Source organism: Microbacterium sp. SSM24 (assembly GCF_025989145.1).
Classification (GTDB): Bacteria; Actinomycetota; Actinomycetes; order Actinomycetales; family Microbacteriaceae; genus Microbacterium.
The window spans coordinates 1476675-1503507 of the sequence record NZ_JAPDNQ010000001.1 but is presented as its reverse complement, the minus strand read 5'-3'; the positions used below and the strand labels follow the sequence as shown (position 1 = coordinate 1503507).

26 protein-coding genes are annotated in these 26833 nt (G+C 70.3%); 14 read left to right on the top strand and 12 right to left on the bottom strand.

The genetic code is table 11. The annotated features are described in order from the left end of the window. Positions 1-9: 9 nt before the first annotated feature. Entirely contained in the window at positions 10-2523 is a 2514-nt protein-coding gene (locus OL358_RS06930; protein WP_264709223.1) for a LuxR C-terminal-related transcriptional regulator, read from the bottom strand. A 213-nt stretch (positions 2524-2736) separates the two neighbouring features. Here OL358_RS06930 and OL358_RS06925 point away from each other — a divergent pair, with 213 nt between their 5' ends. From OL358_RS06925 to OL358_RS06910, 4 genes are all read left to right on the top strand, one after another. Then, positions 2737-2961: a hypothetical protein gene (locus OL358_RS06925; protein WP_264709222.1), complete on the top strand. Its 225-nt coding sequence runs from the start codon at positions 2737-2739 to the stop codon at positions 2959-2961. 98 nt (positions 2962-3059) lie between these two features. Next, positions 3060-3440: an SHOCT domain-containing protein gene (locus OL358_RS06920; RefSeq protein WP_264709221.1), complete on the top strand. Its 381-nt coding sequence runs from the start codon at positions 3060-3062 to the stop codon at positions 3438-3440. A gap of 24 nt (positions 3441-3464) precedes the next feature. Then, on the top strand, positions 3465-3884 hold the full coding sequence (locus OL358_RS06915) for a DUF6325 family protein (protein ID WP_264709220.1): 420 nt from the start codon (positions 3465-3467) through the stop codon (positions 3882-3884). An 11-nt stretch (positions 3885-3895) separates the two neighbouring features. Beyond that, complete coding sequence (locus OL358_RS06910; protein ID WP_264709219.1) at positions 3896-4240, top strand: SHOCT domain-containing protein; 345 nt, start codon at positions 3896-3898, stop codon at positions 4238-4240. Between the two features lie 70 nt (positions 4241-4310). On the opposite strand, the gene OL358_RS06905 is transcribed toward OL358_RS06910, so the two are convergent. Genes OL358_RS06905 through OL358_RS06895 form a run of 3 tightly spaced genes read right to left on the bottom strand, consistent with a single transcriptional unit; the run spans position 4311 to position 7236 of the window. After that, the gene (locus tag OL358_RS06905) at positions 4311-5033 is read right to left on the bottom strand and encodes a potassium channel family protein (RefSeq protein WP_264709218.1); all 723 of its coding nucleotides are present in this window, start codon (positions 5031-5033) and stop codon (positions 4311-4313) included. Positions 5034-5068: 35 nt separating this feature from the next. Continuing rightward, positions 5069-6139, bottom strand: a complete 1071-nt coding sequence (locus tag OL358_RS06900) for a DUF998 domain-containing protein (protein WP_264709217.1) — start codon at positions 6137-6139, stop codon at positions 5069-5071. Next, complete coding sequence (locus OL358_RS06895; protein ID WP_264709216.1) at positions 6136-7236, bottom strand: AI-2E family transporter; 1101 nt, start codon at positions 7234-7236, stop codon at positions 6136-6138. The genes OL358_RS06900 and OL358_RS06895 overlap by 4 nt, the downstream gene beginning before the upstream one ends. A gap of 91 nt (positions 7237-7327) precedes the next feature. On the opposite strand from OL358_RS06895, the gene OL358_RS06890 reads away from it, so the two are divergent. Beyond that, on the top strand, positions 7328-8728 hold the full coding sequence (locus OL358_RS06890) for a DUF2252 domain-containing protein (RefSeq protein WP_264709215.1): 1401 nt from the start codon (positions 7328-7330) through the stop codon (positions 8726-8728). Between the two features lie 74 nt (positions 8729-8802). Here OL358_RS06890 and OL358_RS06885 read toward each other — a convergent pair whose 3' ends face one another. The 5 genes from OL358_RS06885 to dnaK all read right to left on the bottom strand — a co-directional run bounded on the left by OL358_RS06885 (position 8803) and on the right by dnaK (position 13266). Further along, entirely contained in the window at positions 8803-9207 is a 405-nt protein-coding gene (locus OL358_RS06885; protein WP_264709214.1) for an MmcQ/YjbR family DNA-binding protein, read from the bottom strand. 69 nt (positions 9208-9276) lie between these two features. After that, positions 9277-9762, bottom strand: a complete 486-nt coding sequence (locus tag OL358_RS06880; protein WP_264709213.1) for a heat shock protein transcriptional repressor HspR — start codon at positions 9760-9762, stop codon at positions 9277-9279. Positions 9763-9776: 14 nt separating this feature from the next. Then, complete coding sequence (locus OL358_RS06875) at positions 9777-10775, bottom strand: DnaJ C-terminal domain-containing protein (protein WP_264709212.1); 999 nt, start codon at positions 10773-10775, stop codon at positions 9777-9779. Between the two features lie 17 nt (positions 10776-10792). Then, positions 10793-11395 (bottom strand): nucleotide exchange factor GrpE, encoded by a 603-nt coding sequence (locus OL358_RS06870; RefSeq protein ID WP_264709211.1) that lies wholly within the window; start codon positions 11393-11395, stop codon positions 10793-10795. A gap of 2 nt (positions 11396-11397) precedes the next feature. Then, on the bottom strand, positions 11398-13266 hold the full coding sequence (gene dnaK, locus OL358_RS06865; RefSeq protein ID WP_264709209.1) for a molecular chaperone DnaK: 1869 nt from the start codon (positions 13264-13266) through the stop codon (positions 11398-11400). A gap of 185 nt (positions 13267-13451) precedes the next feature. Here dnaK and OL358_RS06860 point away from each other — a divergent pair, with 185 nt between their 5' ends. Continuing rightward, on the top strand, positions 13452-13862 hold the full coding sequence (locus tag OL358_RS06860; protein WP_264709208.1) for a VOC family protein: 411 nt from the start codon (positions 13452-13454) through the stop codon (positions 13860-13862). Between the two features lie 33 nt (positions 13863-13895). Here the strand turns inward: OL358_RS06860 and OL358_RS06855 are convergent, their stop codons facing one another. Next, a complete protein-coding gene (locus tag OL358_RS06855) occupies positions 13896-15473 on the bottom strand; it encodes an MFS transporter (RefSeq protein WP_264709207.1) in 1578 nt (525 codons plus the stop codon). Between the two features lie 268 nt (positions 15474-15741). Continuing rightward, entirely contained in the window at positions 15742-16425 is a 684-nt protein-coding gene (locus OL358_RS06850; RefSeq protein ID WP_264709206.1) for a hypothetical protein, read from the bottom strand. Between the two features lie 296 nt (positions 16426-16721). On the opposite strand from OL358_RS06850, the gene OL358_RS06845 reads away from it, so the two are divergent. Then, positions 16722-18194 carry an MFS transporter gene (locus OL358_RS06845; RefSeq protein WP_264709205.1) on the top strand — a complete coding sequence of 491 codons (1473 nt, stop codon included), beginning with the start codon at positions 16722-16724 and terminating at the stop codon, positions 18192-18194. 99 nt (positions 18195-18293) lie between these two features. On the opposite strand, the gene OL358_RS06840 is transcribed toward OL358_RS06845, so the two are convergent. Then, complete coding sequence (locus OL358_RS06840) at positions 18294-18869, bottom strand: MarR family winged helix-turn-helix transcriptional regulator (RefSeq protein ID WP_264709204.1); 576 nt, start codon at positions 18867-18869, stop codon at positions 18294-18296. 109 nt (positions 18870-18978) lie between these two features. Here OL358_RS06840 and OL358_RS06835 point away from each other — a divergent pair, with 109 nt between their 5' ends. From OL358_RS06835 to OL358_RS06805, 7 genes are all read left to right on the top strand, one after another. Next, positions 18979-19875, top strand: a complete 897-nt coding sequence (locus OL358_RS06835; protein ID WP_264709203.1) for a MarR family winged helix-turn-helix transcriptional regulator — start codon at positions 18979-18981, stop codon at positions 19873-19875. Between the two features lie 142 nt (positions 19876-20017). After that, on the top strand, positions 20018-20740 hold the full coding sequence (locus OL358_RS06830; RefSeq protein ID WP_264709202.1) for a sirohydrochlorin chelatase: 723 nt from the start codon (positions 20018-20020) through the stop codon (positions 20738-20740). Between the two features lie 183 nt (positions 20741-20923). Next, on the top strand, positions 20924-22660 hold the full coding sequence (locus tag OL358_RS06825) for a nitrite/sulfite reductase (RefSeq protein ID WP_264709200.1): 1737 nt from the start codon (positions 20924-20926) through the stop codon (positions 22658-22660). Beyond that, positions 22657-23400 (top strand): phosphoadenylyl-sulfate reductase, encoded by a 744-nt coding sequence (locus OL358_RS06820; protein WP_264709199.1) that lies wholly within the window; start codon positions 22657-22659, stop codon positions 23398-23400. Before OL358_RS06825 ends, OL358_RS06820 begins: the two co-directional genes overlap by 4 nt. Further along, positions 23397-24299 (top strand): sulfate adenylyltransferase subunit CysD, encoded by a 903-nt coding sequence (gene cysD, locus OL358_RS06815; RefSeq protein WP_264709198.1) that lies wholly within the window; start codon positions 23397-23399, stop codon positions 24297-24299. The genes OL358_RS06820 and cysD overlap by 4 nt, the downstream gene beginning before the upstream one ends. Beyond that, positions 24299-25702, top strand: coding sequence for a sulfate adenylyltransferase subunit 1 (locus OL358_RS06810; RefSeq protein ID WP_264709197.1), 1404 nt, complete (start codon positions 24299-24301; stop codon positions 25700-25702). Before cysD ends, OL358_RS06810 begins: the two co-directional genes overlap by 1 nt. A 49-nt stretch (positions 25703-25751) precedes the next feature. Then, the gene (locus OL358_RS06805) at positions 25752-26831 is read left to right on the top strand and encodes an ABC transporter substrate-binding protein (protein WP_264709196.1); all 1080 of its coding nucleotides are present in this window, start codon (positions 25752-25754) and stop codon (positions 26829-26831) included. The last annotated feature ends 2 nt before the right edge of the window (positions 26832-26833 follow it).

Sequence of the window (26833 nt, the reverse complement as noted above, 5' to 3'; positions counted from 1 at the left end):
GCGTCGTCGTCATCCCACGCGGGCGATCTCACGGGCGTCGATCAGGCCGAGGTCGACGGCGCGCTCGATCGCGGCATCCCGTCCCGACACCCCGAGCTTGCGGTAGATGTGCCCGAGGTGCGTCTTGATCGTGTTCGTCGACACGAAGCAGCGCGCGGCGATGTCGGCGATCGTGAGCCGGCTCGGGAGGAACGCGAGCAGCTCCAGCTCGCGGGGGGTGAGGTCATCGGCCAGCGCACGCCGGCCGCCGCCGCTCATCGTGCGCGCACGCGCGATGACCGTGCGCAGGAAGTCGGTCTTGGCGGGGAACAGCTCCTCGAGCAGTTCGGCCACCGGCGGCCCGACCCGGATGAACGGGTCGACGAGCCACTCCCGCTCAGCCACGGCGATCGCCGCCGACAGGCGCTCGCGCGCCTGCGGACGGCGACCCTCGAGAGCCCGCGTCCACGCCTGCAGCAGCTCGAACTCGACGGCCGAGAGCGGAGCCCGCGCGTCGGGCTCGAAGCGCAGCTGCGCGAGGCGCCCGTGCGCGGCGCCCGACTGCCCCTCCGCGAGCAGCCCGGCGATCTCCTCGAACGCGACGGCCGACCACGCCGGAACCGGGCTCGGCGGAGCCGTCGCCACGCCCTGCATGCGGGCACGGCGCATCGCCACGCCGATCAGCACCTGGCGCACGAGCGACGAGGGCGGTCCCGGCGGCTCGGTTCCCGCCAGCTGCTCGCTGGACGGGTCGATGAGCATGCTCACGACGTGGGCCACCCACATCAGCTGTGTGCGTTGATTGGCGGCCGCGCGGATGCCGCCCTCGGCGAGCGCGAGGGCTCCGACGTCGGGCTCGCCCCGCTGGATCGCGATGATCGCGCGCGCGATGTACGCGTCGGCCGGCGCCGGATGGGCCAGCAGTCCGAACTCGCGGGCGGTGGCCAGCGCCTCGTCGGACTGCTCCGCCGCCAGGACGAGGTTGCCCTCGACGGCGTTGACCAGCGCGAGCGTGCCGAGCAGGTGCACGCGGTAGGGCGCGTAGGCGTACCCGACGGTGTCGACGGCGTCCTCGAGCGTGCGCCGCGCCGGTCCGAGCTCGCCCAGGAACAGGTGGGCGCGTCCGAGCGAAGCCTGGGCGATGAACCGGAGGAGCGGCCGCGTGGTGAGGCCGAGCAGATCGGGAAGCGGAGCCTCGGGGTCGCCGTCGAGGAGCGCGAGCGCCTCGCGGGCCGCGTCGACGAAGAGCTCGGCGTGCGGGTGGAACTGCACCCCGGCGGCGAGGTAGGCGAGAGCGACCTGGCGCTGACCGGTGGTGAGATCCTCGGTCGCCAGCAGACTCCGCATGGCGTCGACCGCGACGAGCCCGCGCCCGCTCATGCCCTCGGAGATCGCGAACAGCAGCTCGGCGTCGATGTGGTCGGCGCGGACGTCGGCGGGCACCCGCCGCAGCCAGCTCGACACCGTCGCCGTGCGGACGTCCTCGAAGACGTCCCGCCCCGTGGCGAGCACCCGGTCGAGCACGCGATCCCAGCGCCGCGCGCGCAGGAGGTATTCGATCGCGACCTCGTTGCCGCCCTCGCCGAGATACCAGTCGGCAGCGGCCTCCTGCAGTCCGGCCTCGGCGCTTCCGTCCTGCGCGCGCAGGCGATAGAGGAGAAGGTCGCGGAAGAGCCGGTGGAACCGGTACCAGCCGGCCCGACCCGCCACCGGCACGATGAACATGGAGTCGCGTTCGAGATCGGCGAGGAAGCGCGCCCCGTCCACCTCGGCGAGGGCCTGCGCGAGGCCGGCGCTCACCTCGTCGACGACGGCGATCCGCATGAGCGCGTCGCGTCGCGCGGGCTCGATGGCGTCGAGCACCTCTTCGCTGAGGTAGTCGACCACGAGCCGGTCGGTGTCGGCGAGCGCGTCGACCACTCGGTCGGGATCGTCGGAGAACCGCAGGCTGAGCGCCGTCATCTGCACGCCGACCGCCCACCCTTCGGTGCGCGCGGTGACCGCGGCGACCGCTTCGTCCGACACCGGCTTGCCGGCGATGCGCGAGAGCACGCGGGCCGTGGTCGCATCATCGAAGGCGAGCTGACGCTGGCGGATCTCGACGAGCCCGTGCTCCAGCCGATGCCGGCTCCAGCCGAGCTGCAGGTCGACGCGTGAGGCGAAGACGGCGTGCGCGTTCGGCGGCAGGAGGTCGACCATGCGCCACAGGTCGGCGAGAACCGCGGTGCCCGAGAGCCGATCGAGGTCGTCGAAGACGAGCACGATGTCGCCCGCTTCCGCCAGCGAACCGGTGAAATCCTCGAGGAAGGCCTCACCCAGACGGTCCTCGGATGCCTCGACCGGCGCAGCCGGAACGGTCAGGCGCGGCACCACGGCGGTCACGCCGGCGATGAGACGGCGCGCGAAACCGGCGGGCGCGTTGTCGGCGGCGGTGATGTCGAACCAGGCCACTGCGACGTCTGGGCGCGAGTGCGCCCACTGCGACAGAAGGACCGTCTTGCCGGCGCCCGCGGGCGCGACGATGAGAGACAGCGGCGCATTCACCCCAGCGTCGAGCTGCCTTCGCAGTGCAGGCCGATCGACGGCGTGCGCTGGGATTCGACGTACTTCGTTCACGAGCGTGCCTCCCCTGGCGAGTGGGCGCGTGAGCTCGTGGGAATCATCCCACACGGGTGACGTAGGCGCGACCGGACAGACCGGACAATGACACGCATCACGACGACCCCGTGGCTCACGCCCCGTCCACCAGGAGGCCCGATGCACGGATCGCAGGTGGTGGAGATCGTCGTCCGGGGCAAGCTGGGCCCCGAACTCGTGGCCGCCCTCGACGATTTCGCCGTCGTCGACGCGCCCGACGGATGCACGCGCCTCGTCGGCACGATCCCCGACCAGGCGCGGCTGATCGGCCTGCTCGAGATGCTGGACCAGCTCCACATCGAGGTCGTCTCGGTCAACCCGGTCCCGGCACGCGAAGCGCTCTGACTTCTCACCCCGCGCGGGTGACGCCCCACCCCTCACGCGAACGTAGTTTTCGGAGTGCGGCGAGCGCGAGGCTCGCCCATCGACGATTGGCTGTGCAAATGGATCTCTGGAGCCTGGTTCTCTGGTTCTTCTGGGTCTTCGTGTTCGTGGCGTACCTGATGGTGCTGTTCTCGATCCTTGGCGATCTCTTCCGCGACCACACCCTCAGCGGGTGGTGGAAGGCCGTCTGGATCATCTTCCTGATCTTCGTGCCGTTCCTGACCGCGCTGATCTACCTCATCGCGCGCGGCCGCGGCATGACGGAGCGCTCGATCGCCCAGGCACAGGAGCTTCGCTCGCAGCAGGATGCCTACATCCGCGCGACCGCCGGTGGCTCCAGCGCCGCCGACGACATCGCGAAGGCGAAGTCGCTGCTCGACTCCGGAGCGATCTCGCAGTCCGAGTTCGATTCACTCAAGGCGAAGGCACTCGCGGGCTGAGGCCCGCAGGAGGAGGATGACGTCATGACGACTTTCGATTACGGCCCGATCGAGTTCTACGCGATCGCGTTCGACGGTGACAAGCCCGGCCCCGGAGTCCTGCAGGCGATCGACGACCTCGTCGCCGCCGGCACCGTGAACGTGCTCGACCTGGTCTACGCGACCCGTTCGCCCGACGGCGAGCTCACCGTGGTGGAGCTCTCCGACACGACCGATGACGCCGGAGTGCCGGCGCTCGACCTCGCCGGCCTCGCCGGCCTCGAAGACATCGAGGCGCTCGCCGCCGAGGTGCCGCCGGGATCCTCCGCCGCGATCCTCGTGGTCGAGCTGCTGTGGGCGAAGGCCTTCGCCGGCGCGCTGTTCGACGCGGGCGGCGCGGTGATCGCCCGCGAGGGCATCCCCGCCCCCATCGTCAACGCGTTCCTCGCCGAGAACGTCGAGTAAGGAGAACTGTCATGATGCGCAGAGTGGGCCGTCCCGGCCTCGTCGGAATGGCGGCACGCACGGCCGTGGTCGCGGGCACCGCGACCGCAGTGTCGGGGAGCGTGGCACGCCACCAGCAGAACAAGGCCAACGAGCAGTACCAGCAGGACGCGTACGCCGCCCAGCAGCAGCAGGCCGCGATGGACGCGGCGGCCGCTCAGGCCGTCGCGAACGCCCAGGCCGCCGCTCCGGCGCCGGCCGCGCCCGCTGCCGGTGACGACATGATGGCCAAGCTCCAGCAGCTGGCCGCCCTGCACGCGCAGGGCATCCTGTCGGACGAGGAGTTCGCGGCCGCGAAGGCCAAGCTCCTGTCCTGAACGGACCAGCACGACGAAGGGCCGCACCTCTCAGGGCGCGGCCCTTCTTCGTACGCCCGGGGGCGAGGAGTCAGTCCCGGGGATCGTCCGCGTCGCGCGGCCGGCTCCCGCCGAGTGCGTCGACCTTCGCCATCAGCTGCCGCATCTGGGAGCGGGTCGCCGGCTCGGCGTCGTCGTTGTTCCGCGACGCGCGCTCCAGAATCCACGACGCGAGCGCCGCGGTGATGATGCCCGCGAGGGCGACACCGCTGAACATCACCCCAACCCCGATCAGGCGCCCGGGCGCGGTCACCGGGTAGAAGTCGCCGTACCCCGTCGTGGTGATCGTCACGCAGGCCCACCAGATGGCCTCGAAGAAGTTCTCGATGTTGCCGTCGGGCGCCTGCCGCTCCACCTCGAGGACGGCGAGGGACGACACGTAGATGAGCAGGATGCCGGCACCGGCGCCGTAGACCATGATCTGCGAGCGCAGCTTCGCCCCCGCCGAAGGGCGCATCCCCGGCAGGTGCGTCAGCGCCTGCAGCAGCAGCACGAGGCGGAACACCGGGATCACCGCGATGGCGAGCGTGCCCAGGTGCGAGCGGAACCATGACGAGCGATTGCGCGCGAGCGACAGCCGCACGAGGTAGTCGACCACGAAGACCGCCCACGTCGCGCCGATCACCAGTGTCGCGACCACGTACGCCGTCCCGGTGAGCCCGCCGATCACCCGCCACGAGTAGGCGACGAGGTACACGAACGACGCGACCATGAGCAGCACCTGGGTATGGCGATGCCACGTGTTCTCATCCACACGCGCATCATCCCGCAGCGGCGCGGCGGTGCCGGTCAGGCGCTCCGGGCGTCCTGTTCCAGGGCGGCCGCGTTGCGGATGAACAGGATGATCCAGGTGAAGACGAGGATGCCGGCGACGAGCTCGACCGCCGTGAGCGTGTAGTAGCCGATGAGGAAGAACACCGCGAGCACGAGCGTGACCCCGAGGAACAGCCACCCGAGAAGAACGAAGGGGCGCGGCATCCCGGGGATCCACCTCGGCAGGCCGATGACGAGCACGCCGTAGGCGACGACCATTCCGGAGGCGACGCCGGTGTGGACGGCGAAGAAGAGGTTCACCGGGAACACGCCCACGAGCGCGAGGAAGACGCCGACGACGATCAGGCACACGCGCACCCTGGCGACCCCGACGGGGTTGGACGTCGGGATGCCGCGCGTGGCGTAGCGAGCGAGAGTCGTCACGAGGAACCCGGCGACGATGAGTGTGAGGTTGAACGCGAGCGCCGACACGTTCGTCGTCATGCCGAGGGCGCTCAGGTTGTCCTTCCACCAGTTCGGGTCGCTCGCGGTGAGCATGCTCGAGAGCACGCCGAGCACGAGGAACACCGCCAGCACCATGGCGAGCAGCTGCAGGTCCATATGGGTCGCGGAGTAGAACGCGACGTAGGCGGTCATGCCGGCCGTGGCACCCGCGAGGAGCAGCACCGGGAGCGCGAAGACCTCGGCGCCGATGAACGCCTGCTCGAGGATGACGGCCATCAGCGTCCATCCGAGGAGCGCGATGACGGCGTGCGCGATCGCGAGCGCGAGGATGTCGAAGTGGTCGAGCACGCGCAGGCGGCCCTGAGAGCCTCGCTCGTGGAGCAGGTAGCGGCCGCCGAGAACGGCGGCGAAGGCGACGACCGCCGAGGCGATCGCCGCGAATTGACCGACCGATCCCGGACCGGCGATGGGCGCGGCCTGGAAGCCGAACGCGATGAGCGCCACGAGGGCGACGATCACGAAGGCGACGGCGGCGATGCCCAGGGCGAGCGTCTCGAGCGAGCGCTCGCTGCCGCCCTCGGAGATGCGGGCGAGGGCGCGCTCACGGCGCGTCCCGGTGTCGGCGTGGGCGGTCTGGGTCATGGCCGTCTCCTGGGAGGCGAGGTGGAGGGGTCGGGCGGCGGCACGGCCGTGCGATCGCCCGAGAGCCATCGCAGCCAGTGGCTGTGCGGGTCGCCTTCGAGCACGAGCGTGCGCGCGAAGAGCGTGAGGGGGATCGAGAGGATCGCGCCCAGCGGCCCGATCACGAACGTCCAGAAGATGACCGAGAAGAAGCTCAGCGTGAGGCTCAGGTCCACCGCGTCGCTGACGAACTTCGGCTGCACGAGAACCTGGAGCACCACGTTCACCACGCAGTAGATCGCGATGACGGCCAGCAGCATCGGCCAGCCCCCGACGACGAAGGCGAGCACGGCGGGCGGGATCAGGCCGAGCACGAACCCGATGTTGGGCACGAAGTTCGTGACGAACGCGAGGATCGCCCACACCAGCGGTGCGGGCACGCCGAGCCACAGCAGTGCGAACCCGTCGATGATCGCCACGATCGCCCCGAAGGTCGCGTTGACGACGTAGTAGCGACGGACTCCCGAGTTGAGGTGCCGGATGCGGGCCAGCGCGGGCTTCTTCGACGGGCCGAAGACCCGTCCCGCGTCGCGGTACCGCCCGGCGTCCGCGGCCATGAAGATGATGTACGCGAAGACGAAGAACAGGGCGGTGGCGATGCCCAGGAGGGTTCCGCCGAGACTCGAGGCCAGCCCGAGGAGCGTCTGAGGATCGAGGACGGATGCCGCGGCATCCGCTGCCTGATCGTCCAGGCCCACGGAGGTCAGCCACGCGAGCAGTCCCTGCACGCTGTCCTGCAGCTGGTCGGCGAACTCCCCGACCAGCTTCGCGAACTGCGTGCCGGCGAGCCACAGGAGGGCGCCCATCGCGACCAGCACGAGGTAGGCGACCACGATGACCGCCGTCGTCCCGGTCCAGCGGGGCCAGCCGCGGCTCTCGAACGGGCGGCGCACGGGCTCGCAGATCACGACCAGCACGATCGCCAGCGCGAGCGGGCCCACCAGTTCCCGCGCGAAGAACACTCCGGCGAGCACGACCACCGCCGCGGCGAGCGCGAGGAGGGTCCGCAGGCTCGGCGACAGCGCCGGAGGTGCGGGCGGCGGTACGGCTCGGGTCACGCCGCCAGGGTATCGACGCCGCACGCCGCGACCCCGGATTTCATCCCGAAGTCACCCCCCGCGCGCCGCCGCGCAGTGCCACACTGGGCCCATGTCAACGAATGACGTCAGCCCGCTGGCGGATTCCTGGTCGGCACCGCCCAGCCTCGAGGACCACCTCGAGGACGGGCGGGCAGCACGTTCGTTCGCGCCGCGCGAAGACCTCGCGATCCTCCCCGACGGAGAGCGCGACCCGATGGGCATCCTCGACGCGCAAGACGCGGTGCGTGTGCCGGAGCTCGTGCCGATCCGCACGCAGCGCATGGCGGAGAGCGCCTTCGCCTTCTATCGAGGCACCGCCGCGCTCATGGCCGCCGACCTCGCGCGGTCACCCGGCAGCGGGCTCACGGTCGGGTCGTGCGGCGATGCGCACGTGTCGAACTTCGGCCTGTTCGCCTCGCCGCAGCGCACGCTCGTGTTCGACCTGAACGACTTCGACGAGTCGGCGTGGGCGCCGTGGGAGTGGGACGTCAAGCGCCTCGTCACCAGCATCGTGATCGCCGGCCAGTCGACCGACCGCGACAAGGGCGTGGTGAAGGATGCCGCGCTCGGCGCCGTCCGCACGTACGCGCGTGCCCTGATGAACGGGGCGAAGCGCAGCCCCCTCAAGCGGTACTACGACCACTTCGATGCCACCGCGGCAGAAGACGCCCTCGACGACGAGTCGGCCCAGGCGCTGCGTCAGGCGGTGAAGGATGCCGAGAAGCGCACGGCGAACCGCGCGGTGCGCAAGCTCACCACGCGCGAGGAGTCCGGCCGGCTCGTGTTCACCGAGCTGGCGCCGACGATGACGCACGTCGACTCGGCCATCGAGGATCGGATCAACGAGTACGTCGCGATCTACCAGCAGTCCGCGAACATCGACATCCGCGTGCTGCTGCAGAAGTATCACGTCTCCGACATGGCCCGGCGCGTGGTCGGCGTCGGCAGCGTGGGAACGCGGTGCTACCTCATCGCACTGACCGACGGCGACGAGAACGCCCTGCTGCTGCAGGCGAAGGAGGCCGGCCAGAGCGTGCTCATCGAGTACGGCGGCGTCGAGCAGCCGGAGGCCGTCAGCCGCTTCATCGCGAGCAACGGCGAGGGTGGCCGCGTCGTCGCGATGCAGCGCATCCTGCAGGCGGTGTCCGATCCCTTCCTGGGCCACCTCACGGGGCAGCCCGCGGAAGGCGGAGCCGACCGCTCCTTCTATGTGCGGCAGTTCCACGACAAGAAGGGCGGGTTCGACATGGACACGCTCGAGGACTCGGCGTTCCGGTGGTACGCGGATGCCTGTGCCACGACACTCGCGCGCGCCCACGGGCAGTCGCCCAACGCGGCGGTCGTCGCCGGCTACATCGGGGGCGGCCGCGTCGCGGGCGAGGCGATCCTGGAGTGGTCGTACGCGTACGCCGACCTGTCTCGCGCCGACTGGCAGCTGTTCCGCCGCCACCGCGGGGTCGACGCGGCCTGACGCATCGAGTCGCCAGAACACGCCGCGTGTCGTGACGTGTCGTCAGCGTGTCTTGGCGACTCGAAGCGTGCGGGTCAGGAGCGCGCGTCGAGCCAGGCGCGCGAGACGCGCCGCGGCGCGCGCAGCAGCCAGGCGTCGGTGACGATCTCGCGGAGGTGTCCGACCTCGATCTCGTCGAGACGCACGAGCACGGCCGGATAGCCGTCGAAGTGCGGGATCGTGAAGAACGTGCCGGGGAACGTCTCGAGGAGGGCCTGCTTCTCGTCGGGTCCGTCGGTGCGCACACCGATGACCACGCCGTCCGGCCACGACCGGCCGAGCTTCTCGAGGGCGACGAGGTCGGGCTTGCTCGGCCCGCGTTCCCAGACGAATGCCCCGGCGTCGGTGCGCCACGTCGCTCCGCCGCGGTGGCCGTCGACCCGCTCCTGCACGCCGGGCAGCGCGAGCGCGAGCTCTCTCACGTCGTCGAGCGTCGCCATGCGTTCATCGTGGCGCGGCGACGCGGCATCCGCCACCCCTGCGCGGACGGAGCGACGGATGCTGCGCTGCTACCGCTCGCGAGCGCCGCCGGGCGCGGCATCCGCGTCGTCTTCGCCCTGTTCGAGCTGGTGACGCGGTCGCCACACCACGAGCTCGGTCGCCCGGCGCACGCGTGTGCCGCTGCGGAGGGTCACGACGGCGCCGGTCGCGCCGGCCGCGAAGACGCGCGCGCCCGGGCGTCGTTCGAGCTCGGCCCGCACGCGGTCCTCGAGGTCGCGCACGCGGCCGTGGAGCTCGCGCACGCGGTCCTCCAGTTCGAGGATGCGCACGATCGCCGGGAGGCCGATGCCCTCGGCCGACATGCGGGCCACTTCACGCAGCTGCGCGACGTGGCGCAGCGAGTACCGGCGCGAACCACCCGGTGTGCGCGCGGGCACGACGAGCCCGAGGCGGTCGTACTGGCGCAGCGTCTGCGGGTGCATGCCGGAGAGCTCGGCGGCGACGGCGATCGCGAAGATCGGCGCGTCGTCGTCGATGTCGTGCTGCTCTCCCATGCCGCTCATATCCTCTAGCCCCGCGCCCTCGACATGAGGTCGGCGCGCGGATTCTCCTTGGGTTCGAGCTCGTGATAGCGCACGAGCGCCTCACGGGCGGCGTCGTCGAGGTGCGACGGCACCGCCACCTGCACCTCGGCGAGGAGGTCGCCGGTGCCCTTCGCGGTCTCGACGCCACGACCCTTCACCCGCAGCACGCGGCCGGACGGAGTGCCCGGGGCCACGCGCAGCTTGACGGGGTCGCCACCCAGCGTGGGCACCTCGATCGTCGCACCGAGTGCGGCCTCGGTGAAGGTGACCGGCACGGTGACGCGCAGGTTCAGCCCGTCACGCGTGAAGACCGGGTGCGGCCGCACGGTGACCTGAACGACGATGTCACCCGTCTCGCCGCCGTCCGGCGACGGCCGGCCGCGGCCACGGAGCCGGATCTTCTGCCCGTCGGACACGCCGGCCGGGATCTTCACCTTGAAGGGACGTCCGTCCTCGCCCTGCAGCGAGATCGTCTCGCCCTTGGTCGCGGTGACGAAGTCGATCGTCGTGCGCGCGGTGACGTCCGCGCCCTTCGTAGGCCCGCCGTACCCGCGGTACCCGCCGGTCGACTGACCGAACCGTCCCGTGCCGAACCCGCCGCCCTGCTGCTGGTTGAACATCGCGAAGATGTCGTCGAAGTCTTCCGACTGGTACCGCGTGCTTCCGCCGCGGCCCTGGTTGAACATGCTGAAGACGTCTTCGAACCCGCCGCCTGCTGCCTGCCCGCCCGAGGTGAAGCGAGCGCCTGAGCCCATCGCCCGGATCTGGTCGTACTCCTTGCGCTGCTCGGCGTCGGAGAGCACCGAGTACGCCTCGCTGACCTCCTTGAACTTCGCCTCCGCGGCCGCGTCACCGGCGTTGGAGTCGGGGTGGTACTTTCGCGCGAGCTTGCGGTAGGTCTTCTTGAGGTCGGCGTCGGCGACGTCCTTGGACACCCCGAGGATCTTGTAGAAGTCCTTGTCGAACCAGTCCTGACTGGCCATGGATGCTCCTCCCCGGCCTACTCGGCCGGCACCGCGACGACGACCTTCGCCGGGCGGAGCTCGACCGAGCCCAGGCGGTAGCCCGTCTCGACCACCTCGAGGATCGTCGGAGTCTCGACCCCGGGGGTCGGCGCCTGGAAGATCGCCTCGTGCTGCTGCGGGTCGAAGACCTCGCCGGCCGCGCCGTAGGTGACCAGGCCGATGCGCTCGGCGACGCCACGGAGCTTCTCGGCGATCGCCCAGAACGGCGTGCCCTCGTCGAGGTCGCCGTGCTTGTCGGCACGGTCGAGGTCGTCGAGCACGGGGAGGAGGCCCTTGGCCACCGCGCCCTTGGCGCGCTCGATCTCCACCTCGCGCTGCTCCTCGGTGCGCCGGCGGTAGTTCGCGTACTCGGCTTGCAGACGCTTGAGGTCGTTCAGCAGCTGCGACTCGAGGTCGGCGATGACGGCGTCCTCGGCCGCGGCATCCGGATTCTGAGCCGCGCCCAGGATGTCGTCGACCGTGAGCTCGTCGTCGCCGTTCGCGGCGTCCTGGCCCTCCTGCGGGTCGGACCCGGAAGCCTGCGCTTCCGGGTCCTCGCCACCGGGGACCTCGGGGTTGTCGAAGTCCTTGTCGGTCATGGCTACTTCTTGTCTTCCTCGTCGTCGATGACCTCGGCGTCGACGACGTCCTCGTCGGAGTCGGTCGCACCGCTGTCGCCGGCAGCCTCGTCAGCGGGGGCGTCGGCCTCCTGCTGAGCGGCCTGGCTCGAGGCGTAGATCGCCTCGCCCAGCTTGCCCTGGCTCTGGTTGAGCTTGTCGAACGCGGCCTTCACGGCGTCGTCGTCCTCGCCCGCCAGCGCCGACTTGAGCGCGTCGACATCGCCCTGGACCTCGGACTTGACGTCCTCGGGGAGCTTGTCGTCGTTCTCCTTGATGAGCTTCTCGATCGAGTACGACAGGGTCTCGGCCTGGTTGCGCACCTCGGCGGCCTCGCGACGCTTCTTGTCGTCGGCGGCGTGCTCCTCGGCCTCGCGCACCATGCGCTCGATGTCGTCCTTGGGCAGCGACGAGCCGCCGGTGATCGTCATCGACTGCTCCTTGCCGGTGCCCTTGTCCTTCGCCGAGACGTGCACGATGCCGTTCGCGTCGATGTCGAAGGTGACCTCGACCTGCGGGATGCCGCGCGGAGCCGGCGCGATGCCGGTGAGCTCGAACGTGCCCAGCGGCTTGTTGTCGCGTGTGAACTCGCGCTCGCCCTGGAAGACCTGGATCGCGACCGACGGCTGGTTGTCGTCGGCGGTCGTGAAGGTCTCGCTGCGCTTGGTCGGGATGGCGGTGTTGCGCTCGATGAGCTTCGTCATGATGCCGCCCTTGGTCTCGATGCCGAGGCTCAGGGGGGTCACGTCGATGAGCAGGACGTCCTTGCGCTCGCCCTTGAGGACACCGGCCTGGAGGGCGGCGCCGACGGCGACGACCTCATCCGGGTTGACGCCCTTGTTGGGCTCCTTGCCGGCCTCGCGCTGCACGAGCTCGCTCACGGCGGGCATGCGGGTCGAGCCGCCGACGAGCACGACATGGTCGATGTCGGCGACCTTGATGCCGGCCTCGCGGATGACGTCCTCGAACGGCTTCTTGGTGCGGTCGAGGAGGTCCTTGGTGAGGTCCTCGAACTTGGCGCGGGTGATCGTCTCGGAGAGGGAGACGGGGCCGGAGTCGGTGAGCGACAGGTACGGCAGGTTCACCGACGTGCTCGTCGACGAGGAGAGCTCCTTCTTCGCCTGCTCTGCGGCCTCCTTCAGGCGCTGCAGCGCGATCTTGTCGCCCGAGACGTCGACGCCCGTGGTGTCCTTGAACTGCTTGATGAAGTAGTCGACGAGACGCTGGTCCCAGTCGTCGCCGCCGAGGCGGTTGTCACCGGCGGTCGAGCGCACCTGGATGGTCGAGAAGTCGTCGTCCTTGCCCACCTCGAGCAGCGAGACGTCGAAGGTGCCGCCACCGAGGTCGAAGACGAGGATGAGCTCGTCCTCCTTGCCGCGGTCGAGCCCGTAGGCCAGCGCGGCCGCGGTGGGCTCGTTGATGATGCGCAGGACGTTGAGGCCCGCGATCTCGCCGGCCTCTTTGGTCGCCTGACGCTCGGCGTCGTTGAAGTACGCGGGAACCGTGATGACGGCATCCGTCACCGTGTCGCCCAGGTACTGCTCGGCGTCGCGCTTGAGCTTCTGCAGGATGCGGGCCGAGATCTCCTGCGGCGTCCACTTCTTGCCGTCGACGTCGAAGCTCCAGTCGGTGCCGACGTGACGCTTCACCGACGAGACGGTGCGGTCGACGTTGGTGACGGCCTGGCGCTTCGCGGTCTCGCCGACGAGCACCTCGCCGTCCTTCGTGAACGCGACGACCGACGGGGTCGTGCGGAAGCCCTCGGCGTTGGCGATGACCTTGGGCTCGCCGCCCTCGAGGACGCTGACGACCGAGTTGGTCGTACCGAGATCGATTCCGACAGCACGTGCCATGTGTATCTCTCCTTCGTGTGGCCGGGGACGGATGCCTCGGCCTGTGGTTGTTGGGGGAAGTCAGGTGCGGCATCCGCTCGATGAACGAGTTGAGCCGCGATGACTCAAGGCTACTCCCGCGTCATCGACGTGTCAAATGAAGTTGATACGTCTCGACTCAAGTTTGGATGCGACAGACTCATGAGATGCCCGTCTTCGACCACCTCGGCGTGAGCGTCGACGATGTGCCCTCGGCCATCGCGCAATTCGATCCCGTCTTCACCGCCCTCGGATTCACCCGGTACGACGCCGACGGCTCGGTCTCGTGGCACACCGAGGGCGAGACCGAGTTCATCCTCCTGCCCGCGCGGGAGCCGGGATCAGGACCGCATCGGCACGGTCGCGTCGGATGGCAGCACCTCGCATTCGCGGTCGACTCCCGCGCCGACGTGGACCGGCTCCACGCCGTCGCCGTGGACGCGGGCTGGACCGTCGTGCGCGACCCGAAGCTCTACCCGCGCTTCAACGAGCGGTACTACGCCTCGTTCGTCGAGGACGGCAACGGCATCCGCATCGAATTCATGCACAACCCGCCGCGGGAGTCCACGGAGTCCTGAGACGCGGGATCGATGACCGCGGGGTCGGATGCCTCAGCCGAGCAGCGTCTCCGACGACGACGCCTTCGGGTCGGGCAGCCGGCGCATCCGGAACGCGTTGAGAGCCCCGAGGGCCGCCGCGAGGATCGGGATGAGCAGCGCGACCTGAAGGGCGATGTGCCGGGCCTCGGTGTTGATGCGGATCACCTCGGCGGACGCCGCCGGCGGCTCGTCGGCCAGCAGCTGCTCGAGACCGGTGTTGGACATGAGCTCCGCGTCCTCCTCGAGCACCGTCGACACCTGCTGCTGCTGCTCGGCGGTGAGCACGTCGCTCGACGCAGCGAGCGACGTGAACGAGGCGGCGAGCGTCGCGAGCATGATCGCTCCGGCGAAGGCCAGGCCGAAGGAGAGGCCGAACGAGCCGGCGGCCGAGTTGACGCCGGCGGCCTCGCTGACACGCTCATCGGAGATCGGCGACAGCGTGTAGTTGTTGAGCTGCGAGACGAGCAGACCGAGGCCCGAGCCGGCGACGATGAGCGGGAGCGTGAGGTACCAGCCGCTGTCGGCGATCGGCACGAGCGGCACGATCGCGAGAAGTCCGACGAAGGCGAGCACGAAGCCGGTCAGGATCAGGTTCGCGGGGCGCCCTTTCGCTCGGCGACCGGCCCAGATGGCGACGGCGAACATGCTCAGCGACAGCGGAGCGATCGACAGACCCGCCTGGAGGGCGTTGTACTCGAGCACCATCTGCAGGTACAGCGGAAGCACGATCATGGTGCCGCCGAGCGCGATCTGCTGAAGGAGCTGCCCGCTCACGCCCGTGCGAAACGGCTTCGACGCGAACAGCGCGGGATCGAGGAGCACCGGCTTGCCCCGCTTCTTGCGCGCGTTCAGCCACCACGCGAGCCCGCCGAGCGCGACCACGCCGAGGCCGATGATGACGCCGACGTAGCCGCCGCCCTCCTGCCACACCAGGATGCCGAGCACGACACCGCCCATGCCGATCACCGACAGGCCGGCGCCGACGAGGTCGATCGATCGGTCGCCGGTGTACTTCACGTCCTTCACGAGGCCCGCGCCCAGCAGCACGACCGCGATGATCACGGCCTCCAGCGCGAACGCCACGCGGTACGACCAGAACGTGGTGATGAAGCCGCCGAGGAGCGGGCCGACCGCCGCCGCGATCGCCGCCGACGCGCCGACCAGCGCGTAGACGCGCTTCTGGTGGGCGCCGGCGAAGTTGCCGTGGATGAGCGACTGCATCGACGGCAGCAGGAGGGAGGCGCCGATTCCGCCGATGATCGCCCAGAAGATGATGACGGCGGTCAGACTCTGCGCGAACGTCATCGCGACGGCGCCGATCGCGTAGCCGATCAGTCCCAGGATGTACGCGAGTTTGCGGCCGATCAGGTCGCCGGTCTTGCCGCCGATGAGGATGAACGCCGCCGAGACGAGCGCCTCGAGCGCGATCGCGCCCTGCACGCCGCTCGCGGTGGTGCCGAGCTCCTGCACCACAGCCGAGATCGACACGTTCATGATCGACGTGTCGACGACGAGCACGAACATCGCCATGGCGAGAAGCAGCGCCAGGCGTCCGTTGAACGCGGTGGGCGCGGGCTGCGGGTCGGTCATAGCGAAGTGAAGCACAGCGGATGCCGCGGCATCCAGGGGTCCCGTCGGGAATCACCCCGTCGGGGAGCCGAATCACCCGTGCTCGGGGCGGCTCGGTCAGAGCATCCTTCGATGCGGTCAAGCGTCGTGCGATCGGCCACGCTTCTTCCGCGCGCGAAGCCACACCCCCAGCCCTACGATTGCCGCCACCAGCACGACAGTCGAGACGACCATGTACGCATTCCAGAGCACGAGAGAGTCCATCATCTTCCTTCCAGCCAATTCCCGATCAGTTGTAGTTGTGGGTGGCGCGATTACCCCCGACGTGAAGGTATGAAGGGAAGTTCACCGTGAAGCCCGTTCCACACATCGTGGCTTGGGCCGTCAATCCTGCGACTGCCTTTCCCGTAGAGGACTCGTACTTCTTGACGATGCGCGCTTCGGGAACCGTCTGACCGCATGCGCCACCGGCGAACAGAGTGCCTCCCCAGGCGCTGGTGATCTTGTCGTAGGCACCTTTCGCAATGGTGAAGTCCGCATAGAACCCCATCTGCGCGACTCCGACCCAGTAGTAGATGTGACAGCCGGAGAAGTTTCCATACCGCCCTGCGACGTAGTTGCAGCCGTTGACACCGAGTTGACTGATCCCGCGCGCGGAACCGGTGTCTGACCCAATGCCTTCGGCCTTTACCGAACCGTCCGGATAGGTGCTGACGCTCCAGCTGACGCCATCCAGGTTGCGGACGGTCGTAGATCTTGCAACGGACGTGGGGCTCATGCTGTCCCACTGCCCACCGCTCTCGAACTCTGCGATGAGCCGATCCTGGGTCGTCAGACCGACGCCGAACTTATCGAAGAAGCTTCGAACTGCTTTCTCGTCTGCAGCAGAGAGGTTCGCTGGAGCGTCCATCGGCACGGCCGCCGATGGGGTCGCAGCCACTGCGAGTGGCACGAGCGCCATGACGACGGCCACGCTGCTGAGTGTTGTGAGGTGGCGGAAAAGGCGAAGCATGTGGTCTCCAGCGGAAATTCATTGGTGTTTTTTCTCAACCATACGAATGGCTTCCGAGGAGCGCTGTAGGACTTTCGGGGGACATCTGAAGTCGGCGCAACTCGGTCGAGATCTCACGCGCGACATTCGACGCCACCAGCGGGCATGACACCACGTAGCCTGATCGCGCGGGGCGACGAGGCTCCGCGGCATCCGGAATCGCGCTCGCACCGCGCCGCTGCACCGCATGTTCACCGAAGGGCCCTACCGTGACGAGCATGGGACCCGAGAACTCCTCCGAGGAGCCGATCTTCCGCACCCCGGCGCCGCCCGCCGCGGCCAACACGGGCGCGATCCGGCCGTTCGCCGACGTCTTCCAGGACGCCGGGTCCGAGGCGCCGATCCCCCGCAAGCGGGTCTTCTCGTGGGCGCTGTGGGACTGGGCGACCCAGCCGTTCAACTCCGTGCTCCTCACGTTCGTGTGGGTCCCGAGCTTCCTCGTGTCGCCGTTCTTCCTCGACAAGGCCGTCGCCGCGAGCGGGATCGTGAACGGAGAGGAGATCGACTGCGACACCGCCGCGAACGCCCTCACCGAGTACTGCCGTGCGCTGGGAGCCCTCGACGCGAACCTCGGCTGGGGCATCATGGTCGCCGGCATCCTTATCGCCCTGCTCGCCCCGGTGCTCGGTCAGCGCGCCGACGCCACCGGTCGCCGCAAGCTCATGCTCGGCATCTTCACGGGGCTGCTGATCGCGTGCCAGCTGGCGATGGCCTTCGTCACGGGCACCCCGACGCTGTTCTGGTTCGGCGTCGCGATGATCGCGTTCGGCAGCGTCGTCGGCGAGATCGCCGGCGCGAACTACAACGCGCTGCTCGTGTCGGTCTCGACGCCGAAGACCGTCGGCCGGGTGTCCGGGCTGGGCTGGGGCTTCGGCTACTTGGGCGGGATCGTCGCGCTCGTGATCGTCGTCGGGCTGATCCTCAGCGGCGTGCTCGACGGCACCCAGGCGATCACGTTCCAGCTCATCGCGGCCGGGGCGACGCTGTGGACGATCATCTTCTGCATCCCGATCTTCCGGAACGTGCCCGAGCCGCCGCCGTCGAGCTCCGCGAAGCGCGTCGGGTTCTTCGCGGGGTACGTGGAGCTCCTCCGCTCGGTGGCGCGGCTGTGGCGCGAGCACCGTCCGACGCTGTGGTTCCTGCTCGCGTCGGCGGTCTACCGCGACGGGCTCGCGGCCGTGTTCACGTTCGGCACCGTCATCGCCGCCCGCGTGTTCGGGTTCGGCTTCACCGACCTCGTCATCTTCGGCATCGTCCTCAACCTGGTCGCGGGCATCTCGACGATCCTCGCTGGGCGCCTCGACGATCGCTTCGGGCCGAAGGCGGTGATCCTGTTCGCGATCGGCGGGATCATCGCGTGCTGCGTCGCGGTGTTCATCGGAGCGGGTGCCGGCAAGGGACTGTTCTGGGCGGCCGGCATCGTGCTGGCCGCGCTCGTCGGCCCGGCGCAGGCGGCGTCGCGATCCTTCCTCGCGCGGGTCACGCCCGTCGGACAGGAGGGCGAGATCTTCGGCCTCTACGCCACCACCGGACGGGCGGCCAGCTGGATGGCCGCGCTGCTGTGGGGACTGTTCATCGCACTCGCCGGGAACCAGACGCTGTACGGCATCCTCGGCATCGCCCTCATCCTGGCGATCGGTTTCGTGCTGCTTCTCTTCGTGAAGGCGCCGCCTCGCGTCGAGCGGGCCTGACGCGCGACCGACACCCAGCGCCGAGTCGCCAGAACACGCCGGCGCCGCGTGCGCGCTCACGGCGTGTCTTGGCGACTCGGCCGGGATCAGGCGCCGGGATCAGGCCCCGGGCCAGGCGTCGGCGAGCTTCGTCAGCAGCCGTGCGAGGTCGGCGCGCTCGGCGTCGCTGAAGTCCGCCAGCGCCGTGTCGACGGCCTCGCGCCGCTCGCCGCGGAACCCGCGCACGAGGGCGGCTCCGGCATCCGTCAGCGCCACCCGCGTGCGGCGCGCGTCGTCAGGGTCGGCCTCGCGCCGGACCAGATCGAGCTCGAACGCCTGCTGCACGAGGCGCGAGGCGCGGGGCTGATCGACTCCGACGGCGTCGGCGATCTCGCCGACGGACAGGGGGTGGGATGCCGCGGCCAGCGCCTCGAGGAGCCTCATGCGCGCCGGTCCGCCGATGCGGGCGCCGCCGCCCCACGGTCCGGGGCCTCCCCACGGTCCGGGGCCGCCGCCGCGGCCGTGGTGGCCGCCGCCCCTGCCCCACTGCTGCTGGGCGGAATGGCCATGGTGCATCGGTCCGTGCCCGTGCGGACCCGGGCCGCCTTCCCACGGGGGGCGGGGCCCTCGCCGGCCGCGCAGCCGGGCGAGCGCGGCGGCGATGACGTCGGCGGGGTCGGTCGGTTTCTGCGGCATCCTTCCAATTTACATGCGACTTGACATGCATTGCGAACGCATGTCACACTACATATGCATGTATGAGGACATGCACTTCGCGACCTCAGGTCGCCGGAAAGGACTTCTCATGAACAACGACTTCGAACACGAAGACTCCGCCCCCGACGAGCAGACCGGTGCGCAGCGCCCGCTGGGCTACTGGCTCCGCCTCGTCGACGGGCTCATCTCCCGCGAGTTCGCCACCGCCTTCGAGGGCGAGGGCGTCACCCGCCGGGACTGGATGCTGCTGAACGCGCTCTCGGGCGACGTCGACGCACCCGGGCTCTCCGAGCGCCTCGCCCGCAAGGGCGGCAAGCGCCTGCGCCGCCTCGGCCAGCTCGGCTGGGCCGAGGAGCAGGGCGACGGCACCTGGGTGCTCACCGACGCCGGCCGCGAGGCCAAGGACCGTCTCGGCGAGGCCGTGAGCGGCATCCGCTCGCGCGTCGCCGACGCCGTCTCGCCCGAGGACTACGCCACGATGACCGCCTCGCTCGAGGCCATCGCGGCAGGCCTCGGATGGGACGAGACGCAGCCGTTCCCCCGCAGACGCGGCTTCGGCCCCGGGCGCTTCGGCGGACGCGGCTTCGGTCCGCGGCCGTTCCGTCCCGGCTTCGGTCCCGGGTTCGGTCCCGGGTTCGGTCCCGGGTTCGGTCCCGGCTTCGGTCCCGGGTTCGGTCCCGGGTTCGGCCCCGGACGCTCCCGCCACGCCGAGCCCGGCGACGCCTGGGGCGACGACGCGCACGCGGGTGAAGGATGGCACGGCCACGCCATGCACGAGCACTGGCACCACGGGCACGGGCACTTCACCCACGAGGGCGTGCACGGGCACCGCGGCCACGCGGGTCACCCCCACGGTCACCGGCACCACGAGCACGGCCACCGCGGGCACGGCGCCCGCAAGGCCGAGCGCGCGTACGAACGCGGCTTCGCGGCCGGGTTCGCCGCGCAGTCGGGACCCGAGGCCTCGGCCGACCCCGCCGCCTGACCCGCGTTCAGCTCGCGATCCTGTCAAGAACTCGGGAGAGATCGAGCCCACCACCGTCGACGCACCGACGCGGGGCCGATCTCTCCCGGGTTCTCGACGCGAGGTCACACGCCCGTCACACACCCGCGCCACAATGGACGCGATGACCACGCCCGCGCTCCTCGCGATCTCGCACGGCACCGCCTCGCCCGACGGGCAGGCCGCCGTCGCGGCGCTCGTCGCCGCGGTCGCCGCACGCCTGCCCGACGTCACGGTGCGCCTCGGTCACGTCGATGTGCAGCAGCCGGATGTCGCGGCATCCCTCGACGCCCTCCCGGCCGACCAGCCGGTGATCGTGGTGCCGCTGCTGCTCTCGGCCGGCTACCACGTGCGCGTCGACCTCAAGGAGCAGACCGCCGGTCGCGCGGGGGTGACGATCGCGTCGGCGCTCGGACCCGACCCGCGACTCGTCGACGCGCTGCTCGCGCGACTCGCGCCGCTCGAGGTCACCCCCCATGACGCCGTCGTCCTCGCCGTCGCCGGATCGAGCGACGACCGCGCGAACGAGGACTGCCGGCGGATCGGCGCGATGCTCGGCGACCGGCTCGGGCGCGAGGTCCCCGTCGGGTTCCTCGCCGCCGCCGACCCGCGACTCGGCGCCGCCGTCGCGACCACCCGTGAAGCGACCGCGCGCGAGTCCGCCGCGCGCGAGTCCGCCGCGGGCCGCGTCGTCGTCGCGGACTACCTTCTCGCGCCCGGCTACTTCCACGACCTCGCCGTGCGCCTCGCCGACGGCTCCCCCGTCGCACGCCCACTGCTCGACGACGACGAGCCGCCGGCATCCGTCGTCGACATCGTCCTCGACCGGTACCGCTCTGCGCTCTGACACTCGGGCCCATGACTTGGTGAACCGGGTCCGAAAATGCGCGCTGCAACCTCTGTGACGCCCCGTTACGCACGGTGACGCCCCTTGACGCTCGGATAGGCCGCCGCGGACACCGCTCCTACTCTCGCGGCATGGGCTCGATAGAGTCCGCCCCGGGGACGCCCGGGTCATCCGGAGGCCACCGTGACCATCAGCGACACCGACCCGCGCGCCGCAGCGACGCCCGCCGCGCGTGCCGCCGCGCGCCCCCCGCGACCGTCGTCCAAGCCCAACGGGCAGTGGAAGATCGACGGCACCGCTCCCCTCAACGGCAACGAGGAGTGGAAGCAGGTCGACAACGGCCTGAGCGTCCGCGGGCGCATCGAGGAGATCTACTCGAAGGGCGGCTTCGCCTCGATCGACCCGACCGATCTGCACGGCCGCTTCCGCGTATGGGGTCTCTACACCCAGCGCAAGCCCGGCATCGACGGCGGACGCACGGCGACCCTCGAACCCCACGAGCTCGAGGACGAGTTCTTCATGCTGCGCGTGCGCATCGACGGCGGTCAGCTCACCACGGAGCAGCTGCGCGTGATCGCCGGCATCTCGGTCGAGTTCGGTCGTGACACCGCCGACCTCACCGACCGGCAGAACGTGCAGCTGCACTGGATCCGCGTCGAGGACGTGCCCGAGATCTGGCGCCGCCTCGAAGCCGTCGGCCTGCAGACGACCGAGGCCTGCGGCGACGTCCCCCGCGTGGTGCTCGGCTCGCCCGTCGCGGGCATCGCCGCCGACGAGCTCATCGACCCGACGCCGCAGATCGACGAGATCACGTCGCGATTCATCGGCGACGAGTCGCTCGCGAATCTGCCGCGCAAGTTCAAGTCGGCCGTGACGGGGCATCCGAGCCAGGACGTCGTGCACGAGATCAACGACGTCGCCTTCGTGGCCGTCGAGCACCCCGAACTCGGCATCGGCTACGACCTGTGGGTCGGCGGCGGCCTCTCGACCACCCCGCGTCTCGCAGAGCGGCTCGGCGTCTTCGTCTCCCCGGAACGGGTGGCGGATGCCTGGCACGGCGTCGCGCAGATCTTCCGCGACTACGGCTACCGGCGGCTGCGCAACAAGGCGCGCCTGAAGTTCCTGCTCGCCGAGTGGGGCGCCGAGAAGTTCCGGCAGGTGCTGCAGGACGAGTACCTCGGGTACGCGCTGCCCGACGGCCCGGCCGCGCCGAAGCCGCTGACGCAGGGCGACCACGTCGGCGTGCACCGCCAGAAGGACGGCCGCTTCTACGTCGGCGCGACGCCGATCGTGGGCCGCGTCTCGGGTCCGAACCTCGCGAAGCTCGCCGACCTGATCGAAGCGCACGGGTCCACGCGGCTGCGCACGACCCCGCACCAGAAGGTCGTGATCCTCGACATCCCCGAGGATCGTGTCGAGTCGCTCATCGCCGGCCTCGACGAGCTCGGGCTCCAGGCGCGGCCGAGCCTCATCCGGCGCGGCACGATCGCGTGCACGGGCATCGAGTTCTGCAAGCTGGCGATCGTCGAGACCAAGGCCTTCGCGACCGCAGCCGTGCTCGACCTCGAGGAGCGTCTCGACCGGTTCGAGCTGCCGCATCCCATCTCGCTCCACGTGAACGGGTGCCCCAACTCGTGCGCGCGCATCCAGACGGCCGACATCGGACTGAAGGGCCAGCTCGTCACGATCGACGGCGAGCAGGTGCCGGGCTACCAGGTGCACCTCGGCGGCGGCCTCGCGAACGCCGATCGCGAAGACCCGGGTCTCGGGCGCACGGTGCGCGGACTCAAGGTCGCCGCCGACGGCATCGCGGACTACACCGAGCGGGTCGTGAAGCGGTTCCTCGAGGATCGGGATGCCGCGGCCGACGAGACCTTCGCGCAGTGGGCGCATCGCGCCGACGAGGAGGCCCTGCAGTGAGCGTCGCCCTCGCCCCCCGCATCCTCGAGAAGCGCTCGGCCGAGGAGCTTCGTGCGCTCGCGGAGCGCGGGAACGCCGAGCTCGGCAGCCTGACCGACCACGAGGCATCCGCTGCCGACGTCGTCGCGTGGGTCGCCCGCAACTTCTCGATGGGCTCGGCCGCGGTGGCGTGCTCGATGGCCGACGCGGCACTCCCCCACCTGGTGGCGGAGCAGCTGCCCGGCGTGGACGTGCTGTTCCTCGACACGGGCTATCACTTCACCGAGACGTACGCGACCCGCGACGAGGTCGATCGCGCGCTCGACGTGCGGATCGTGGACGTGCTCCCCGAGCAGACGGTCGCCGAGCAGGATGCCGAGTTCGGCGCCAGGCTGCACGAGCGCGACCCCGCGCTGTGCTGCGCCCGGCGCAAGGTCGCCCCGCTGCAGGACGCCCTGGGCGGGTACGAGGTGTGGTTCACGGGCGTGCGCCGGGACGAGGCGCCCACCCGCACGAACACGCCGCTGGTGACCTGGGACGAGCGCAACGGACTCGTCAAGGTGAACCCGGTCGCGGCGTGGAGCTTCGACGACGTCCTCGCCCACGCGGCCACGCACAAGGTGCCGGTGAACCTGCTCGTCGGCTTCGGGTACCCGTCGATCGGATGCGCGCCGTGCACCCAGCCGGTGGCCGCCGGCGAAGACCCCCGATCCGGCCGCTGGGCCGGACTCGCCAAGACGGAATGCGGGCTCCACGAATGACCGACACGATCCTGTCGACCCTCGACCTGCTCGAGGCGGAGGCGATCCACGTGATCCGCGAGGTCGTCGCCGAGTTCGAGCGCCCCGTGCTGCTGTTCTCCGGCGGAAAGGACTCCGTCGTCGTGCTGCACCTTGCGACGAAGGCGTTCGCGCCCGGCAAAGTCCCCTTCCCCGTGCTGCACGTCGACACGGGTCACAACTTCCCCGAGGTGCTGGCGTTCCGCGACGAGACGGTCGATCGCCTCGGCATCCGCCTCGAGGTCGCCCGCGTTCAGGACTACATCGACGACGGCCGGCTCACCGAGCGCTCCGACGGCACGCGCAACCCGCTGCAGACGCTGCCGCTGCTCGACGCGATCGCCGCGGGACGCCACGACGCCGTCTTCGGCGGCGCGCGCCGGGACGAGGACAAGGCGCGCGCCAAGGAGCGCATCATCTCGCTGCGCGACGAGTTCGGCCAGTGGGACCCGCGCAACCAGCGACCCGAGCTGTGGAGCCTGTACAACGGCCGTCACACCCCCGGCCAGCACGTGCGCGCCTTCCCGATCTCGAACTGGACCGAACTCGACGTCTGGCGCTACATCGAGCGCGAGGGCATCGCGCTCCCGCCGCTGTACTTCGCACACGAGCGGGAGGTGTATTCCCGCGACGGCATGTGGCGTCCGGTCGGCGAGTTCTCGCCGCCGCGCGCCGGCGAGACCGTCGAGGTGCGCACGGTGCGATACCGCACCGTCGGAGACATGAGCTGCACCGGCGCCGTGGAATCGGATGCCGCGGACCTCACCGCGATCGTCGCCGAGGTCGCGGTCTCGACCCTCACGGAGCGCGGCGCCACGCGCGCCGACGACCGTCTCAGTGAGGCCGCCATGGAGGACCGCAAGAAGGACGGGTACTTCTGATGACCGCGACATCCGCATCTCTCACCCACGACCCTTCCGCAGTCACTTTCGGCGGATCTGCGGCGCCGAATGCCGCCATTTCTGACCGCGGAGCGCGGGGGCAACAGACGGGGACGCTGTTCCGGTTCGCCACGGCGGGCTCGGTCGACGACGGCAAGTCCACGCTCGTCGGACGGCTGCTGCACGACTCGAAGGCGATCCTCGCCGACCAGCTCGAGCAGGTGCAGCGCACGTCGGCCGAGCGCGGGTTCGCGCACGGAGACTTCGACTTCGCCCTGCTGACCGACGGACTCCGTGCCGAGCGCGAGCAGGGCATCACGATCGACGTCGCCTACCGGTACTTCTCGACCGGCGCGCGCTCGTTCGTGCTGGCCGACTGCCCCGGGCACGTGCAGTACACGCGCAACATGGTCACGGGCGCGACGACCGCCGATGCCGTCGTCGTCCTCGTCGACGGGCGCAAAGGCGTGCTGGAGCAGACACGGCGCCACCTCGCCGTCATCGCGCTGCTGCGCGTGCCGCACGTCATCGTCGCGGTCAACAAGATCGATCTGATCGGGTTCTCCGCCGACGCGTTCGCGGCGGTCGCCGACCAGGCCCGCGCCGTCGCGGCCGAGCTCGGCATCCGCGACCTCCACGTGCTCCCGGTGTCGGCCCTCGAGGGCGACAACATCGTCGCGCGGTCGGACCGCACGCCCTGGTACGACGGCCCGGCGCTGCTCGAGCTGCTCGAGACGCTGCCCGGCGCCGACGAGGTCGACAGCAGCCTCGAGCCGCTCCGGCTGCCGGTGCAGCTCGTGCTGCGGCCGCAGGGCGGCCTCGCTCCGGATCTCGCGTCCGACCCGGCCGCGGCGGAACGGCTGCGCGACTACCGCGCCGTCGCCGGGCGCATCTCGTCGGGCACCGTGCGCGTCGGTGATCGTGTGGAGATCTTCCCGTCCGGCATCCAGACCACGGTCACCGGCATCCGCTCCGCGGGCTCGCCCGTCGACGAGGCCGTCGCGCCGCAGTCGGTGTCGCTGGAGTTCGACGGCGACATCGACACCGCCCGCGGGGCGCTCGTGGTCGCCGCCGGCACACTGCCCGCGGCGCGCCGCGAGGTGGCCGCCGAGCTGTTCCAGCTCGACGCGCGCCCGCTCACCCCCGGCAGCCGCGTGCTCGTGAAGCACGGCACGACCACGGTCCAGGCGATCGTCGCGCAGATCGAGTCGCGCTACGACCTCGGCACCCTCACCCATGAGCCCACTCAGACGCTGCAGACCAACGACATCGGCAGGGTCCGCCTGCGTCTGGCCGCCGATCTGCCGATCGAGTCCTACGAGTCGAGCCGTCACGGCGGTTCGTTCCTCGTCATCCATCCGTCCGACGGCGCAACGCTGGCCGCCGGCATCGCGCGCGACTGACGCGCACCGCTCCACCATCCGAAGAACCGCCGAACGAAGGAGGCGAACTGTGAACACCATCCGCACTGCGACGACGATCACCACCCTGGGACTTGTGGCTGCCATGATGGCGGGCTGCGCCTCGGCTGCGGCGAACCCCGGCGACGGGTCCGACGGGAGCAGCGTGCCGTCGGTGACCGAGCTGCGTCTGGGCTACTTCGCGAACGTGACGCACGCTCCCGCGCTCGTCGGCCTCCAGGAGGGGCTGTTCGAGGATGCGCTGGGCGATGTCGACGTGACCACGTCGGTCTTCAACGCGGGTCCTGCCGCGATCGAGGCGCTGACGGCCGGAGCGATCGATGCGACCTACATCGGCCCGAACCCGTCGATCAACACGTTCATCCAGTCCGGCGGCGCGTCCGCACGCATCGTGGCCGGCGCGGCCACGGGCGGTGCGGCCCTCGTCGTCGCCGACGGCATCGACAGCCCCGACGACCTCGCCGGCACCACGCTCGCCTCGCCGCAGCTGGGCAACACGCAGGATGTCGCGCTGCGCGTGTGGCTGGCCGACCAGGGCTACGAGACCGACACCTCCGGCGGCGGCGACGTCGCGGTCACCCCGACCGAGAACGCGCAGACCCTGACGCTCTTCCAGGACGGCCAGCTCGACGGCGCGTGGGTCCCCGAGCCGTGGGTGTCGCGGCTGGTGATCGACGAGGGCGCGCACGTGCTCGTCGACGAGGCCGACCTGTGGCCCGACGGAGAGTTCCCCACGACGGTGCTCCTCGTGCGCGCGGAGTTCCTCGAGCAGCATCCCGACGTCGTCGAGGACCTCCTCGAAGGGCACGTCGCCGCCGTGCAGTGGATCGCCGACCACCCCGACGAGACGCCCGGAGTGATCAACGCCGCGCTCGAGGCGGAGACCGGGAAGACGCTGTCGGATGCCGTCATCCAGCGCGCGCTCGAGCACGTCACGTTCTCGGTCGACCCGCACGCCGACACGTTCGAGACGCTCGTCGCCAACGGCCTCGAGGCCGGCACGCAGAAGGACGGCTCGATCGACGGGCTCTTCGACCTGCGCGTGCTCAACGGCCTGCTCGAAGCATCCGGAGCCGACCCGGTCTCGGCAGCAGGGCTCGGAGAGGACTGATC